This is a genomic window from Prauserella aidingensis (genome assembly GCF_024171865.1).
In the GTDB taxonomy this organism is placed as follows: domain Bacteria; phylum Actinomycetota; class Actinomycetes; order Mycobacteriales; family Pseudonocardiaceae; genus Prauserella; species Prauserella aidingensis.
Genome location: NZ_JAMTCN010000032.1, coordinates 30,883 through 46,811, shown reverse-complemented (window position 1 = coordinate 46,811; position 15,929 = coordinate 30,883). Strand labels below are relative to the sequence as shown.

Annotated in this window: 12 protein-coding genes; 7 read left to right on the top strand and 5 right to left on the bottom strand. The window is 71.2% G+C overall.

Annotated elements, in window-relative coordinates:
* The first annotated feature begins 122 nt into the window (after nt 1-122).
* From hxlA to LY13_RS22775, 3 genes are all read left to right on the top strand, one after another.
* Nucleotides 123-752 carry a 3-hexulose-6-phosphate synthase gene (hxlA, locus tag LY13_RS22785; RefSeq protein WP_253830600.1) on the top strand — a complete coding sequence of 210 codons (630 nt, stop codon included), beginning with the start codon at nt 123-125 and terminating at the stop codon, nt 750-752.
* 139 nt (nt 753-891) lie between these two features.
* The gene (locus LY13_RS22780; RefSeq protein WP_253830599.1) at nt 892-1,185 is read left to right on the top strand and encodes a hypothetical protein; all 294 of its coding nucleotides are present in this window, start codon (nt 892-894) and stop codon (nt 1,183-1,185) included.
* A 268-nt stretch (nt 1,186-1,453) separates the two neighbouring features.
* Nucleotides 1,454-2,068, top strand: a complete 615-nt coding sequence (locus LY13_RS22775; RefSeq protein ID WP_253830598.1) for a GPR1/FUN34/YaaH family transporter — start codon at nt 1,454-1,456, stop codon at nt 2,066-2,068.
* Between the two features lie 97 nt (nt 2,069-2,165).
* Here the strand turns inward: LY13_RS22775 and LY13_RS22770 are convergent, their stop codons facing one another.
* Nucleotides 2,166-3,188, bottom strand: coding sequence for a helix-turn-helix transcriptional regulator (locus LY13_RS22770; protein ID WP_253830597.1), 1,023 nt, complete (start codon nt 3,186-3,188; stop codon nt 2,166-2,168).
* A gap of 63 nt (nt 3,189-3,251) precedes the next feature.
* Here LY13_RS22770 and LY13_RS22765 point away from each other — a divergent pair, with 63 nt between their 5' ends.
* Together LY13_RS22765 and LY13_RS22760 are read left to right on the top strand one after the other, a co-directional pair.
* The gene (locus LY13_RS22765; protein WP_253830596.1) at nt 3,252-4,634 is read left to right on the top strand and encodes an FAD-binding oxidoreductase; all 1,383 of its coding nucleotides are present in this window, start codon (nt 3,252-3,254) and stop codon (nt 4,632-4,634) included.
* A 405-nt stretch (nt 4,635-5,039) separates the two neighbouring features.
* The gene (locus tag LY13_RS22760) at nt 5,040-5,291 is read left to right on the top strand and encodes a hypothetical protein (RefSeq protein WP_253830595.1); all 252 of its coding nucleotides are present in this window, start codon (nt 5,040-5,042) and stop codon (nt 5,289-5,291) included.
* Between the two features lie 386 nt (nt 5,292-5,677).
* Here LY13_RS22760 and LY13_RS22755 read toward each other — a convergent pair whose 3' ends face one another.
* Nucleotides 5,678-6,322: a dTMP kinase gene (locus tag LY13_RS22755; RefSeq protein ID WP_253830594.1), complete on the bottom strand. Its 645-nt coding sequence runs from the start codon at nt 6,320-6,322 to the stop codon at nt 5,678-5,680.
* A 232-nt stretch (nt 6,323-6,554) separates the two neighbouring features.
* On the opposite strand from LY13_RS22755, the gene LY13_RS22750 reads away from it, so the two are divergent.
* Together LY13_RS22750 and LY13_RS26065 are read left to right on the top strand one after the other, a co-directional pair.
* The gene (locus tag LY13_RS22750; protein WP_253830593.1) at nt 6,555-8,867 is read left to right on the top strand and encodes a hypothetical protein; all 2,313 of its coding nucleotides are present in this window, start codon (nt 6,555-6,557) and stop codon (nt 8,865-8,867) included.
* 123 nt (nt 8,868-8,990) lie between these two features.
* Complete coding sequence (locus LY13_RS26065; protein ID WP_308216382.1) at nt 8,991-9,902, top strand: O-acetyl-ADP-ribose deacetylase; 912 nt, start codon at nt 8,991-8,993, stop codon at nt 9,900-9,902.
* A 96-nt stretch (nt 9,903-9,998) separates the two neighbouring features.
* On the opposite strand, the gene lacZ is transcribed toward LY13_RS26065, so the two are convergent.
* From lacZ to LY13_RS22730, 3 genes are all read right to left on the bottom strand, one after another.
* A complete protein-coding gene (lacZ, locus tag LY13_RS22740) occupies nt 9,999-13,322 on the bottom strand; it encodes a beta-galactosidase, LacZ type (RefSeq protein WP_253830592.1) in 3,324 nt (1,107 codons plus the stop codon).
* Nucleotides 13,323-13,456: 134 nt separating this feature from the next.
* Complete coding sequence (locus LY13_RS22735) at nt 13,457-13,966, bottom strand: hypothetical protein (protein WP_253830591.1); 510 nt, start codon at nt 13,964-13,966, stop codon at nt 13,457-13,459.
* Between the two features lie 755 nt (nt 13,967-14,721).
* Nucleotides 14,722-15,498: an LPXTG cell wall anchor domain-containing protein gene (locus LY13_RS22730; protein WP_253830590.1), complete on the bottom strand. Its 777-nt coding sequence runs from the start codon at nt 15,496-15,498 to the stop codon at nt 14,722-14,724.
* Nucleotides 15,499-15,929: the final 431 nt, after the last annotated feature.

Below are 15,929 nucleotides of genomic sequence, written 5' to 3'. Positions count from 1 at the left end.
CGGTTATTGGTTGTTCGTATTGGGGGGTTGGGGTTTTTTATGTGCTGGTTGTTGTGGTTTTTCGGGGTGGTGGGTGATTGTTGCCGGGTCCGGTTTTTGTGTTTCTTCGTGAGGAGTTTGTTGTGCGGTTGCAGGTGGCGTTGGATGTGGTGGATCTGCCGGCGGCGTTGACGTTGGCGCATCAGGTGGCCGAGCACGTGGACATCTTGGAGTTGGGTACGCCGTTGGTGAAGTCGGCGGGTATTGGTGCGGTGAGTGCGGTGAAGGCTGCGCATCCGGACAAGTTGGTGTTCGCGGATTTGAAGACGGCGGATGCTGGTGAGTTGGAGGCCGGGTTGGCGTTCGAGGCGGGTGCTGATCTGGTGACGGTGATGGGTACTGCGGATGACGACACGGTGCGTGGTGCGGTGGCTGCGGGTGCCAAGTACGGCAAGAGTGTGGTGGCGGACATGATCACGGTGGTGCAGGGCCGGGTGGCTCGGATCCGTGAGGTGGCGAAGTTGGGTGTGTCGTTCGTGGAGATCCATGCGGGTCTGGACGAGCAGGCGCGGCCGGGGTATTCGATCGATCAGTTGTTGGCTGATGGTCGGGAGGCCGGGGTGCCGTTCTCGATCGCTGGTGGTGTGGGTCCGGACACGATCGGGTCGGTGCGTGAGGCCGGTGCGACGGTGGCGGTGGCCGGTGGAGCGATCTACAACGCCCCGGACCCGGGTGTGGCCGCCCGCGAACTCCGCAAGCGCGCCACCGCCTGACACGTTTCAGGCCGCGTGTGCCCACAGCACACCCCCACGACAGGCCACCCGCCCGCCGCCGGGCGACGGCGAGCCGTCGTTCGGCGGCGCGGTGAGCCGTCCCGTGACCAGATCACCGCGACCAGACAAAGGAGTCGGCGTGAAAGGCACAGAATCGCGAGGTCGGCTCGACGAGAGATCCGGCGCACCCGACACGTACTGCTCGTTGCTGTTGCAGGCCGCGACCGTACTGCGGATGCGGTACGTGGAAGCGCAACGCGACACCGGCCTGTCCGCTGTGGAGGCGGACGAACTGGCCTACCTCTTCGAATGTGTCGCCCACAGTGACCCGGCGGGCGACCAGATCGAACCCGAGGAGGCGATCGCCCTGGCACATCGGGTGATCGACGACGACCACCCGGAACTGTCACCGCTCTGGCCCAAGCTCTCGTAGCACGCCGGGACGTTCCCCGGCTCACCTCGCCGGGGCGTTCCCGAACCATCGGTGCCGGGGCGTTCCCGGCCCACAGTGCCCGCCGACCGCCCGAACGGGCGGCAGACCCGGCATCGGGCGGGCGCCCGCCCGGTCGTCGGCCGCGGTGAGGCGAACTCGCCGCGGAGCGCACGCCACGCCGTCTCGTCTCCTGTTCGACGCGACCGCGCCCGGAAGCCGCCGTACGGACCGCATCCGAGGATCAATCGCAGCTCAAAGAGGAGTAACGATGGCCACTGACGTTGCCAACGAGGCACCGGCACGCGCCGTGCCCGACAGCGACCCCGCCCTGATCGGCCTGCCCACGTTCATCGTCGGCGCACTCGCCCTGGCCCTGGTGCAGACCGGATACGTTCCGGCCGACGCGGTCGGCGCCTCGATGGCGATCATCGTGCCCGCCACCGGCGTGGGCCAGTTCGTCGCCGCGATCTGGGCCGTTCTGCTGGGCCAGGGTGCCGTCGCCGCGGTGTTCGCCGTGTTCAGCGGATTCTGGTTCAGCTATGCGGCACTCGTGCTCGGCCTGGCGCACGGCTGGTTCGGCATCTCCGCCGACGCGGCGATCGCCACGCAGGGCCTGTTCCTGATCGCCTGGGTCGTGACGATCGGCGTGCTGACGCTGGGCACCCTGCGCCTGCCCGCCGCGTTCACGCTGCTGTTCGGGCTGATCACCGTCGCGCTCGCACTCGTGCTGTACGGCACGGTGGGTGAGGCGCCCGGTGCGATCACGGCGGCCGGCTACGTGGCGTTCGTGTTCGCGGGTGTCGGGATCTACCTGTTCATCGGTGTGCTCTCCACCGCGACGGGCGGCAAGCCCCTTCCGCTGGGTCGTCCGGTGCTGAGCTGAACCGATCCGAGGGGGATCCGACGCCGGGTGGGCGGCCGCACAGGCGGCGCCCCACCCGGCGTCGCCGTAGGCACGGCCGCGGGTCCGTGGACGACGGTCACGGGGTGGCGCCCAGCGTGGTGCCCAGGCTGCGAAGTGGTTCGGCGACGTCGGGACCGGCATCGACGGTGGCCGCGGCACCGCGGGCGGCCGCGACCGCGGCAACCAGTGCCGCGTACTGCACGACGAGCTCGGCCGAGTCGGCCGACACCCGCGCCCGGCACCGACCGGGTCCGTCGGCGATGAGCTCACCCGGCAGCGCGGGAACCCACCGGCGAACCTCGGGTACCGGCAGGTCGACCGTCACGTGCGCGGTGTGCCGGTACGACGCGGCGGCGAAGGACTCGCGCAGGTGGGCGACGGGGTCGTCGGGTTCCGGTCGTGGCACGAACCGACGTCCCGTCGCGCGCACGTCCCGCATGCGGTCGAGGCGGAACGTGCGCGGCGCGTCGGGTCCGAGGTCGTGCGCCGCCAGGTACCACCGGCCTTCCGCGGTGAGGAGACGCTGCGGTTCCACGCGACGTGCGGACGTGCCGCGCCTGCCCGTGTACCGGAACGAGACCACCTCGGCGTCCCGGCACGCGGCCGCGAGGGTGCCGAGCAGCTCCGGATCGACACCCTCGGACGCCCCGTCCCCCGAGTCCGCGGGCGTCCCCGCCAGGTCGTCGGTGGGAACCCCGCGCGGCGGCGCGACGACGACCGCACCGGCTGCGGCCAGCCGCGGCCGTAGCCGCGCGGGCAGCACCTGGCCGAGCTTCGCCAGCGCCCTCGTCGCACTCTCGCCGAACGCCGGGTTCACGGACGCCGCCGTCGCGAGGGCCACGCCGACGGCGACGGCCTCCTCGTCGTCCAGCACCAGCGGCGGGAGCCTGCCGCCTCGGCCGAGGCGATAACCGCCGCCGGTGCCGCCGGTGCTCTCCACCGGGTAGTCGAGCCCGCGCAGCCGGTCGATGTCGCGGCGCAGCGTCCGCGTGGTCACGCCGACGCGCTCGGCGAGCTCCCGGCCCGACCATTCCCGCCTGCTCTGGAGCAGGGCCAACAGGCGCAGCAACCGGCCCGGCATCTCCTGGCGAACGGACATGCCGACCACCCTGCCATCACTCGCGGACACGGTGTGTCCTCGACGGTTCGTACGGTCGCCGCCATGACGAACGCGACGGAATCCTCCGCAGAACCGCCCGCCCTCGACGGCGCACTGCTCCTGCCCGGCGACGACGGGTTCGACGCCGCGTGTACCGGTTACCAGCGGGCCGTGTCGCACCGGCCCGGCCGTGTCGTGGCCGCCCGGTCCGCCGGGGACGTGCGCGCGGCCGTGACGTACGCGGCGGGACATGGCCTGGCCGTCAGCGCCCGCGTCGGCGGCCACGGCCCGACCACGTCGCTCGACGGCGGTGTCCTTGTCGACCTGCGCGGGCTGACCGGTGTCGACGTCGACCCGGCGCGACGCACGGCACGGATCGACGGCGGCGCGACGTGGCAGCACGTGCTCGACGCCGCGTCCCCGCACGGCCTGGCGCCGCTGTCGGGCAGCTCGCCGCACGTCGGCGCGGTGCCGTACACGCTCGGCGGCGGCATCGGACTGCTGGGGCGGCGCTACGGATACGCGGCCGACCACGTCCGAGCGCTGGAGGTGGTGACCGCCGACGGCGTGCTGCGCCGGGTCACGGCGTCGGCGAAGGACGAGCCGGAGCGCGAGCTGTTCTGGGCGCTGCGCGGCGGAGGCGCGGGCGGCTGCATCGTGACGGCGATGGAGCTCGATCTCGTGGAGGTCTCCGAGGTCCACGGCGGGAGTCTCTACGTCGACGTCGCCGAGGCCGGCGATGTCCTCGACCGCTGGCGCCGGTGGACCGAGGAGGTTCCGGACACGGTGACCTCCGGCGTCGCGATGCTCGTGTTCCCCGACGTTCCCGGCGTACCGGAGGAACTGCGGGGACGGCATATCGCACAACTGCAGCTCTGCGTGGCCGAGGCGGGCGACGCGGACCACGTCGACCGGTTGCGTGAGCTGGTCCCGGCCGTGCGGGACACGGTGCGCACCCGGGCGTTCGCCGAGTCCGGCGCCATCTTCGACGAGCCCGACCGGCCGCACGCCTACCGCTCGCGGACCGCGATGCTCCGCGCCCTGGACCCGGGCGCGCTCGTCCGGCTGCCCGCCACGGTGGGCCCCGCGGCGCCGGTGATGTGCGTGGCGGGCCTGCGACACCTGGGAGGTGCGTTCGCGCGATCGCCACGGGTGGCGTCGGCGGTCGGACATCGCGAGGCCGCGTACCTGATGTCGGTGCTCTCGCCGGTGGCGCCGACCTCCGAGGCCACCGACGAGGAGGCGGCGACCCTGCACGCCGACGTGCTGGCACCGTTCGCCCCGGACACGCTGGGCGCGCACCTGTCGTTCGCGTTCGGCAGGCAGGCCGGCGCCGACGTCCGGTCGGCGTTCACCCCCGCGACCGCGGACCGCCTGCTGCGCCTCCGGCAGCGGATCGACCCCGGCGACACGATCCCCGCCAACCACCCCCTCCCGCCGCGGTGATCCCCACCCCGAAGCCCGTGTTGCGTCCCCAGGAGCCCGTGTTGCGGATTCGGGGGACCGTGTTGCGGACTCCGGGGCGCGTGTTGTCGATTCTGGGGTACGCGTTGCGGTTTCCGGGGGCCGTGTTGCGAGTTCGGGGGACCGTGTTGTCGATTCTGGGGCACGTATTCGGGGTGCGTGTTCTGCGCTCGGGCACGCGTGCTCCGCAGTTCTCCCGTCTCCCGGCCGCCCCTCGCAGGAACGGTTCCGTGCGGCTGTGTTCTCGCGCATGTTCGGCGTGCAGCCGGGGCCCTGCACTCGGTTCGTCGCCGACAACCTTCGAGAATCCACCGCAACCGCGACGGCGACGGCGACGGCGACGGCCGCACCCTGGACCAGCTGCGGGCCGACGTCACAGCGGACCTGTTGTTGGGCCGTGACCCCGGGGTGGCGGCACCGTCGGAGGCCGCGGCGATGGTGCACCTGCACATGCCGATCGACACAGCCCTGACCATCACCGACGACGGCTGCGAACTCGACGGATACGGACCCATCCCCGCCCCGATCGCCCGCGACATCATGACCAACCCCGCAGCACCTGGCGCGCCGTACTCTGCGACCCGGGCACCGGCGAACCGGTCGACCTGGGCCGAACCCGACGACGACCCAACGCCCTGATCCGCGACCTCGTACGAGTGCGAGACCGCGAATGCATCATGCCCTGGTGCCACCGGCCCGCCCGACACTGCGACCACGACCACCAACAACCCTGGACCGCCGACGGCGGCACCACCTCCGTCGCCAACGGCGGACCCCGATGCCGACGACACCACCGACTCAAAGACCACCCCGACTGGCACACCCACTACAACCCCGTCCACGGAGTCACACAGGTGACGACACCCCACGCAGCGACCTACACCGCACGTCGCGAACCCGTCCTCCCACCACGACCGCGACAACAGCGACGAGAACGCCCGCAGCGACAGGAAAGCGGCGATTCGGGCCACCGCGTGATCGACGGCGGGCCGAACTGGACCGCGAACAGCACCCAGCGGCAGCCCCTAGCGGGCGAGGAGGCGTTTCGCGAGGTCGGCGGCGTCGACGTGCTCGGCGCCGTCGATCACGTGCCACGGTGACAACCAGTCGGCCGCCGCGAGTGCGTCGTAGACGGCCGAGCAGCGCGACTGGAGCCCGTCGTCGGTTTCGAACGCGTCGCGGGCGCGGGCGGCGTCGGCCTCGGCCCTGCCGCGGGCGCGGGACGCGGCGACGTCGGGAGTCACGCGCAGCAGCAGGTGGGCGTCGGGCACGGGCAGTCCGAACCGGTCGATCTCCAGGGCGCGAACCCAGCGCACGACGTCGCTGTCGGCCCCTTCGCGCAGCCGTGCGGCCTGGTACGCGGCGTTGGAGGCGACGTACCGGTCGAGCAGCACGACGTCGTGGCGCGCGAGCAGGTCGCGAATGTCGTCGGCGGCGTCGCGGCGGTCGAGCGCGTAGAGCAGGCCCATGCCGTAGACGGATTCGGTGAGGTCGCCGTGGTCACCGTGGAGAGCCTCGCGGACCAGGTCGGCGTGCACGCTGACGCCGTAGCGGGGGAACGCGGTCGTGGCGACGCTCGCGCCGGCGTCCCCCAGCGCCGCGGTCAGCGCCTCGGTCAGCGTGCGCTTACCCGCGCCGTCCAGCCCTTCGATGACCACCAATCGCCCCACACTTGCAGACTAGACAGCGACGCGAAGCGTCTCGCTGGGGGGCGGCGGTCGGGCCGGCGGGCGGGCCAGGGGCGCGGAGCGCCTCGTTGGGGTCGCCGGGCGACCTCACGCACCACCCGGGTGGGCTAACCGGCGGACGCGCTGGTGCGTCGACAGCGCACAGCCGGGTTCGGCGTTTACCGTGGCGGTTCGGCCATCTCACGAGCGTCAACCCAGCTAGGAGGCGTGCCACGTGCCTCTCCCCGGCCCCGACACCCGGGTCGTCGAACTTCGCGTGCCCGGGCTGATCGGCACGACCGGCGAGTCTCTGCTCGATTCCGTCGGCACCGTCGACGTGGACGGCGACGGGACGGGACGGATCGTCCGCCCGTCCGATCGGCTGCGCAGGCCCGCGCCGGGCCCCGTGCTGCAGGCGCTGGGCCGGTCGATGCCGCGCACACTCGAGGGCTACCTGTGGAGCCGGATGACCTCGGGCGGCGCGGCGAAGGCGACGTGGGCGTTGCTGTTCCCGTTCTCGCTGGCCAACGTCGCGCACTGGATGCTGCCGCCGATCCCCGAGGACTCCCGCGTCTCGGCGGTGCTGAACCGCGTGTGCCGCGGGATGCTGCGGGTCGCGGCGGTCCTGCTGACGATGCTGCTCGTGGCGCAGCTGGGGGTCGTGACCCTGGACCTGTTCGCCGCGCAGTGCCTCACGGCGGGGTCGGGTTGTCTGGATTCGGCGCCGTCGTGGCTGGGCGACGTTCCCGGGCTGCGCACCGCCGCCGGTTTGCTGCCGTTGCTGGCGGTGGCGGCGGTGCTGTTCGGGGTGTCGCGCACGAGCTGGCGGCCGAACGACCAGGTGGAACCGCTGCGTGACCACCTCGGCGGCGGGTTGTCGGACGTCGCCGATACCGCAGCGCTGCGGTGCGTGCACGTCGTCGCGGCGCTGGGCGTGACGGCGTTGCTGCTGCTGGGTGGCCCGTTGACGATGCCGGCGGACACACCCGCGGCGGTGCTGTGGGTCGGCACGCTGGCGCTGCTGGGGTCTGCACTGCTGGTGAGCGTCACCCCGGCGCGGCGGGTGCTGCCGTCGCCCGTGCGGACGGCGCTGTACGGCGTGGCGATCGCGGTGACGGTGGCGGCCGCGGTCGTGAGCGCACCGCTGCCGGGGACGCTGCCGGGCACGAACGCCACCGTGGAACTCGTCGGCGCCGCGCTGCTCGGCGCGTGTGCGGTGTTCGCGCTGGTCCTCGTGCCGACGGCGTTGCTGGCGCGCCGCGAGTGGGCGCATCTGCCGCGCAGGCTCCGCCCGTGGGCGGGCGGCTGGGCCGCGGCGCCTGCGCTCGCGCTCGCGGGCCTGCTCGGCGGCGGGTTCGGCGCCGGCCTCGCGGTGGCGTTGCGGCGCCTGCTCGGCGCGGACGGCCTGGCCCTGCCCGAGGGGTACGACCTCATCACGATGCTGTGGGGTGCCGGGCTCGTCGTCGCTGCGCTGCTCGCCGTGTGGGCGGCCGCAGGCTCGTCGTTGCGCCGCGTGCGCCGGGGCGTGCCGGACATCGTGACGCTGTTGCAGGGCGAGGATGCGCCTGCCGAGGACGACGCGGAGGCGTCGGCCGCGTGGGCGCGGGCAGGCTGGGAGCGCAAGTACCTGCACCGCCTCGTGTTGACGTTCGCCTCCACGCTCGGCGCGGGCGCCGTGGCGCTAGCGGCCCTGCGGGTGTTCATGGGCCCGATGCCGGACTGGCTGATGCCGCTGTCGGCGGCGGGCGTACTGGCGCTCGGCGCGCTGGCGGCGGGACTGCTCCGCGCGGTCTACACCGCCGCGACCGGGGAACAGCGCAGCAGGCATCTGGGCGCGTTCACCGACCTGGCGTGCTTCTGGCCGCGGGCCGCACACCCCGTGGTGCCGCCGTCGTACGCGTTGAAGGTCGTTCCGGAACTGGCAGGCCGGGCGCGCACCCACCTGCAGGAGCCGAACACCCGGGTGGTGCTCGCCGGGTATCACGTGGGTGGACTGCTGACGGTACTGGCGGCCGCGCGGCTGGCCGACGAGCTGTCGGACGAGGAGCGGGAACGGCTCGGGCTCCTGACGGCGGGGGCCCCGTTGCAGTGGGGCTACCAGCGGGCGTTCCCCGCGATGTTCCCGTCGGCGTCGCTGGCACGGCTCAATGGGGAACTCGACGGCCGGTGGCGCGGGTTGTGCCGCGGTACCGACTCGTTCGGCGGTGGGGCGACGACGTGGCGGCACCAGGTGGCGGGCGACATGCTGCTCGGCGTCGGCTACTGCGGCGACGGCAGCATCGGCGCGGTCGAACCGGCGGTGCAGGGACCGACGGGCGTGCTGGTGCTCGGCGGTGACCACTGGCTGCCCGACCCGATGCGGGAACCGGTGAGCGGCAGGCGCTGGGCCGCAGGGGTGCGGAAGCACGCCGACTACGTGGGCGACCCGGAGTGGGACCGCGCCGTCGTCATGGCCGCGGGACTGGAGGACGCCGACCTGTCCGCAGGCCTGGCCGAACAGGTGTCACTGTTCGGGGACGTCCTCGGCAAACCCCGCTGCACCACCTGACCGTCTGAACCACCTGACCGTCTGCACCACCTGACCGTCTGCACCACCTGAGCGGCCGCACCACCTGAGCGGCCGCGGCACCTGAGCGGCCGCGGCACGGGCGGGCCGCGCGAGAATCGGCGCATGCCGACCATCACACCCGTCCTCGGTGACATCACGCAGCAGGAGGTCGACGCCGTCGTCAACGCGGCCAACAACGGCATGCGCGGCGGTGGCGGCGTCGACGGTGCCATCCACCGTGCGGGAGGACCGGCCGTCCTCGACGACTGCGTCCAGCGCTTCCCCGACGGACTCGCCACGGGCGACGCCGGCTGGACCACGGCGGGCGACCTGCCCGCACGATGGGTGATCCACACCGTCGGCCCGAGTTTCCGTGCCGGTGAGCGCGACCGCGGCCTGCTCGAATCCTGCTACCGCCGCGCGCTCGAGGTCGCCGACGAGCTCGGCGCCCGCACCGTCGCCTTTCCGTTGATCAGCGCGGGCTCCTACGGCTGGCCCCGACGCGACGCCGCACTCACCGCTGCTTACACCGTCGCGGGCACCAGGACGGACGTGACCGATGTCCGACTCGTCGCCTTCGACGACGACACCCTGACGGATCTGCGCGGAGCGACCATCCAACAGACACCGTTGCGAATCCTGCAGGCCGTGCGGGTCCTGCACCGGCGCGGCCAGCAACACGCACGAGTCATGGCGAGCATCGCCCCGACCGGGATGCACCTGCGGATACAGGTGTCGGCGCAGGGCTCCGACACGCCGACCGTCAAGTACACGACCGGGTCCGAGACGTCCTTCCTGGACACCGAAGTCACGGCGGCCACGTCGCCGGCCGAGGTCGCCGATCTCCTTGAGAACGCCGAGCCCGCACTGACCCGTCGGGTGTCCGATCCGGACTACGCCCGGTGGTACGACGGCATGCTCTCCACTGTGGAACGCAACCGCGCTCTTCCCGTCGCCCGCGGCGAACACTTCGACAGCCGTCCCGGGTGGCAGATCGGCGACGAACGTTACCCCCACCCGCCGGAACCCGCCTGACCGCATCGCACGACGATCCGGCGCGGGCCGGCTGACGCGTCGGGCGGGTGAGGACGTTCGCCGTCCCCACCCGCCCGACGCGGCCTCAGGCCACCGTCACGAGGTCGCCGTCGGCTTGCGTGACAGGGCCATCGCCTCGTCCACGTTCGACAGTGGCCGCAGCCGGTAGCTGTAGGCGTAGTCGGTGTCGGCGAACAGCGTGTACTTGTCGAGGGGCCGCTGGCCCCAGGAGTCGTTGCCGCCCACGCCCGTCTGCCGGTGGTTCAACCGCAGCACGATCTCGCCTCGCGGTGTCAGCTGATACTCGTGCCGCGCGTCGCCGGAAAGGTCCTCGGGGGTGAAGTGCGAGGCGTTGATCTCCAGCGGCGCCTCGCCCGTCGCCAGGAGGCCGGCCCCGTCCGAACCGACCATGGCGAGCCATCGGACGTCGGTCTTGTTGCCGTTCTCCTGCGGCCGGATGTACGACGTCCACTGTTCGTCGACGGTCGAGTCGTACACGCCCACGTCGGAGGCCGACTTGCGGTCCCAATGGTTTTCCTCGGGACCGCGACCGTAGAACCGCATGGTGTCGAGCCCGGCAGGCAGTCGCAGCATCGTGCCGACCTCCGGGATGTACGGCAGTGACGCCGACCCCGGGTGGAGCGTGTTGTCGACCTTGATCTCCGCGTTGCCGAAGACCGTGTAGACCGTCGTGTACGACGACTCCGTCGACGTCGGCAGGGTGCCCTCCACCGTGACGACCACGGCCTTGTCCCGTACCCGCTCGACGGACACGTTCGTCACCGTCCGCCGTGCACCCGCGTGCCGCCACGTACCGTTGCGGTCGGGCTGGCCGTTGCCGAGGTCGTTGTCGGTCGAACCGCGCCAGAAGTTCGGTACGGGGCCCGATTCGACGAGCGTCCGTCCCTTCGCGACGTACGACGTGATCACGCCCGTGTCCCGCGCGATCGTGACCGTGAAGTCGTCACCGGTCACCGTCACCGAACCGCCGGAGTCGTCGACCGCCAGCGCGGGCACCGAGTCGAGCGGCACCGGCTCGACCTCGGGACTGCCGACGTCGACGAGGAACTGCTGCTTGGCCACCTCGAACCCGGCATCGGCCCACAGCGTGTCCTCGCGCGTGGTGAACGACAGCCGCAGGAAGTACTCCGCCCCGGGAGCCGGGTTCGCGGGCTTCGTGAACGGCACGGTGATCGTCGCACTGGACGACGGCGGCACGGACAGTTGTTGCCGCGTCAGCTCGCCGCTCTCGACGACCTCGCCGTCGGCGACCAGTTCCCAACTTCCCGCGTAGGCGCTCACGTCGGTGAACAGGTGCTCGTTGGTGATCGTCACCCGGCCCGAACTCGGGTCGTCCGGCGAGAGCAGGATGTCCTGGTAGACGTGCTTGACCTCGGCGGCCTTGCCGTTCAAGCCGCGATCCGCCGTGACGACGCCGTTGGCGCAGAAGTTGCCGTCGTTCGGATCGTCGCCCCAGTCTCCGCCGTAGGCCAGATACGTGCCCCGGCCGTTCGGCACGGGCCAGCGCAGCGACTGGTCCGCGAAGTCCCAGATGTAGCCACCCTGGAGCACGTCGTGTGCCCGCACGATGTCCCAGTACTCACGGAAGTTACCCGTCGAGTTCCCCATCGAGTGCGCGTACTCGATCATCACGTACGGACGGGTGTCCGACTCGCTCGCCCGGTCCTCCACTCTGGACGGACTCTCGTACATCGCCGACCGGACGTCGCTGACCTCCGGCCGGTCGTCACCCTCGTAGTGGATGATCCGCATGTCGTCGTACGAGCGGATCCAGTCGTGCATGGCGACGAAGTTGCTGCCGCCGCCCGCCTCGTTGCCGAGCGACCAGATGATGACGCTGGCGTGGTTCTTGTCGCGGTGCACGACGTTCTTGGCCCGCGCCACGACCGCGTCCGTCCACTCCGGATGCGAACCCGGGTACTCGTCACGAATGCCGTGCGTCTCGAGGTTCGTCTCGTCCATGACGTACAGGCCGTACTCGTCGGCGAGTTCGTAGAACAGCGGGTTGTTCGGATAGTGCGAGGTCCGCACCGCGTTGACGTTCATCCGCTTCATGACACGGATGTCGGCGACCATGTCCTCGCGCGTCAGCGCCGACCCGCGGTCCGGGTGCAGCTCGTGCCGGTTGACGCCCTTGATCGTGATCGGCTCGCCGTTGATCCGCATGAGCCCGTCGACCATGGCGAACTCGCGGAAGCCCACGCGCGTCGACAACGTCTCGAGAACGTCGCCGGCGGGGCCGCGCAGCACCAGCACCGCGGTGTAGAGGTTCGGATGTTCGGCCGACCACAGCTTCGGCCCGTTGACCGCCTTGCTGCCGCGCGCGACGACTTCGTCCCGCCCCGCGGCACCGAAGTCGGCCGACTGCCGCAGCGGCTCGGTCCACACGGGATTCCCGCCGTCGTCGTAGAGCTGCGTCTCGACCGTGAACGACCCCTTCTCCGCACCGGTGTAGTCCCGGACGTTCGCGGTCACGGCGAGATCGGCGTTCGTGTAGACGTCCCGCAACGGCGTGTCGATCCGGAAGTCCCGCACGTGCACCGTCGGCGTCGAGAACAGGTAGACCGACCGGAAGATGCCGGACAGCCGGATCATGTCCTGGTCTTCCATCCAGTCGCCGTCGGAGAAGCGGTACACCTCGACGGCGACCTCGTTGTGACCGGGCTTGACGAAGCGCGTCACGTCGAACTCGGACGAGGTGTAGGAATCCTCCCGGTAGCCGACCAACTCACCATTGACCCACACGTAGAACGCCGACTTGACGCCCTCGAAGTGCAGGAAGGTCCTGCGGCCTCGCCAGTTCGGCGGCAGCTTGAAGCTGCGCCGGTACTGACCCACGGGGTTGAACTTCGTCGGCGCGAACGGCGGTTCCGGGCTCTCGCCCTTGCCGTTGGCTCCCGACCACGGATACGTGATGTTGGTGTAGATGGGGAAGTCGTACCCGTGGAGCTGCCAGTTGGCCGGTACCGGGATCGTGTCCCAGTGCCGGTCGTTGACGCCCTTGCGGTAGAACTCCGGATCCCGGGACGCCGGGTTCTCGGCGTGCCGGAAGCGCCATTCGCCGTCGAGGTCCAGACGGAACGGCGACTGCGTGCGGTCGGCCGCGAGCGCCTGGTCCAGCCCGGCGTACGGCATGAGCGTCGCGTGCGGCGGCTCCGAGCCGACGTCGAACAGCTCGAGGTTGTTGTTCCACTCGGGGTACTCGTTGCGGCCGCCCTCCTGCGCGGCCGCGGCGGGTGCGCACGGCAGAAGCGAGGCGGCGGACACGCCCGGCACCGCCAGGCCGCCGAGCACCGCGGCGCCCACCCCCAGGACCCCACGGCGGCTGACCGCGGGGGAAGCACCGGCGCCCGCCGGCTGATCGTCGTTGACTTGATTGTCCGGCCCGGTCAGGGACATCGGTGAACCACTCCGTTCCTCGATCGTCCCCACTTTGAAAGTGAATCACGCAAAAGTCAACACAGTCACACAGACATCGCAATCGAACGTGTGCGATGTTGATTGATGCCGAGGGTGGCCGGGAACGGCGCGGCTCAGATGCGGCGTGTGCGCGCGGCGAGGATCGCTGCGGCCGCGGCGGCCAGCAGGCCACCGCCGCCGATGACCAGCAGTCCGCCGCCGAAGCCGATCCCACGGTCGTCGGACGCGGTGCCTGCGCCGGCGCCGCCGTCGTCGTCCCCGTCGCCGGTATCCGCCTCGGCGCGCTGCGGTGACAGTGCCGGTGCCGGTGCCGACGACTCGTGGCTCGCGGGCGGACGGCCGTCCGAGGGGTGCGCCGTCGACTCCGTGGTCGGGTTCGCGGTCGGTTCGGGTGTGGAGCCGTCCGGCTCGTCGGCCGGCTGGGGGCCGGGCGAGCCTGTGACTCCGGCTTCCGAACCGGACCCGGTGTCGTCGCTGCGGTCGGGATCGGCGTGCACGTCGGGGGCGGGCTCGGGGCGCGGCGGCCTGCCGGGATTCGTCGGCGCCTGCGGTGGGTCCTCGCAGTGGGACCAGGGGCCGATCCACCCGGTCGGCCCGCCGACGCCGCCGTCCCCGAGGTCCACGTGAGGTCGTCGACGGCGGCCCGGCCGGCACCGGCGTGGTCGGGGTCGACGGCCAGCTCGCCGCGGGGACGCCGGTCGTCGTTGCAGGGCCGGCGGTCGTTGTCACCGCCGCGGCGTTCGTCCCCACCTTCTCCTGGGCTGCCTTCGCCTGGGCTGCCTTCGCCGGAGTCGCCGTCAGCGGCGCCGTCGTCGTCGGCAGGGCCGTCGTCGTCCGGACCACCGTCACCCGGACCGTTGCCGTGGTCCCCGCCCGGCACGAGCACGCCACCCGGCGGGTCGACGGGGTGCGACCCGGTGTCCTGGTCCGCACCGGCGAGGCCCGCGGTGCCCAACACCATCGCACCGGTCACCACGGCCAGGGCGAACGAACGGGTCACGCGCATGAGGGCACTCCGAACGGTCCGGAAGCAGGGAGACAGCCCCGCCCGTCGTGACGGGCAGTGACATTCCGGTCGGAACCTTACGCGTGCACGCCCGAGCCCGGGACCTTCTTTCGTACGTCGTGCCTACAGCGGGTGATGCGGAGCCTGTCACTCCGTCGCGTCGCGCCTCCTCGTCTCACGCGGACGTCCCTGTCGGACCGTCTCATCAGGACTGTGGACCGATCCGCGCGCACCTGCCGGTGCAGCCCGGCGAACGGTCGCGGCGAATCGGCCGACCCGATGATTCAGGGTATTCCCGCGGGAGGAGGAACGCGGAACGCCAGGCCCCGGCCGCGTGTCCACGCGACCGGGGCCTGGCGGGAATGTCGCAGGTCAGCCGTCCGTGCGGCGCTTCCTGGCCAGCATCACGAGGGCGCCACCGCCCGCGAGCAGCAAGGCACCGACGCCGAGCAACCATGCCTGACCGAATCCGGTCGAGGCGAGGTCGTCGGTGTCACCGGCCGGGGCCACGGCATCCTGCGAGGTCGTGGTCGACGTACCCGGGGCCGAGGACGGGCCGCGCGAATCCGTTGTGGACGTCGTCTCCGGACCGGTGGTGCTGCCGGGCGTCGTCGTCACCGGCGTCGTCGTGTCGGGCGTCGTTGTCACCGGCGGCGTCGTCGTGTCGGGCGGCGTCGTCGTCACCGGGGGCGTTGTCGTCACCGGGGTGGTCGTACCACAGAGGAACCAGTGGCTGATCTGCGGAATGTTCCCGCCGTTGTTCAACGGGGAGTGCAGGTCCTCCCACACGGGTTCCGAGCGCATGTCCCTCTGACCCGGCTCGTACCGGTTGTAGCGGGGGCCGCCCTTCACGATAATTCCGGTGACCTCGACATCCGCCGGAACCTCGGTGATGGTCAGGAACCGTTCCGATTCTCCGATCTCGAACTCGACATCGCTTTTGTCGATCGGCTCGCCGTCGAGACCGGCCTTCTCGCAGGCGCCTGGCATGCCCTCGTCGACGTTGCCCTCGACGACCTCGGCTCGGGGGTCCTCCTCGTCGGGCTCGTGTTCCGTCGCCGTGGCGGCCGGCACCGAAGCGGCCAGGACGCCCAACGCAATCGCCGAGGTGGCGAGCGCACGCAGCCGGAAACGTGGACCAACAGACATCAGGAGACTCCTGTGAAGATCAGACATACGGACATGAAACGCCTGCAACGTGCTTACAGTGGTTCGAACCGTATACCCGACAGGTCATCGGCCACACATTTCAGGAACCGAAGTAATCCAGAAGTGACCTGATCGAGTCATGCCCTCTGCGTTTCGACACAGAAGAAATCACTCACCGTGATCCTATGTCGCTCTGATACGCGTTCAGTTGCCGTCGGGGCGCCGTGTCGACGCCACCGATACTGCGGACGGCACCCGTACCTACGCGGGTGTCCGGTCCAGATCTGGTTCGAGATGGATGAGCCGCGCGGCGGGGACGACGTCACGGATACGGCGTTCGGCGTCGTCGACGACTGCGCCCACCTCGCCAAGCACCATGCCCTGCCGCATCGCGAGCGTGGCCGCGATCAGCCGGCGACGGCGACGAGCGG

Coding starts and splice junctions, on each gene's coding strand:
- LY13_RS22730 (WP_253830590.1), bottom strand. CDS start 15,498: ATGTCTGTTGGTCCACGTTTCCGGCTGCGTGCGCTCGCCACCTCGGCG.
- LY13_RS22765 (WP_253830596.1), top strand. CDS start 3,252: ATGACGAACGCGACGGAATCCTCCGCAGAACCGCCCGCCCTCGACGGC.
- LY13_RS22775 (WP_253830598.1), top strand. CDS start 1,454: ATGGCCACTGACGTTGCCAACGAGGCACCGGCACGCGCCGTGCCCGAC.
- LY13_RS26065 (WP_308216382.1), top strand. CDS start 8,991: ATGCCGACCATCACACCCGTCCTCGGTGACATCACGCAGCAGGAGGTC.
- LY13_RS22770 (WP_253830597.1), bottom strand. CDS start 3,188: ATGTCCGTTCGCCAGGAGATGCCGGGCCGGTTGCTGCGCCTGTTGGCC.
- lacZ (WP_253830592.1), bottom strand. CDS start 13,322: ATGTCCCTGACCGGGCCGGACAATCAAGTCAACGACGATCAGCCGGCG.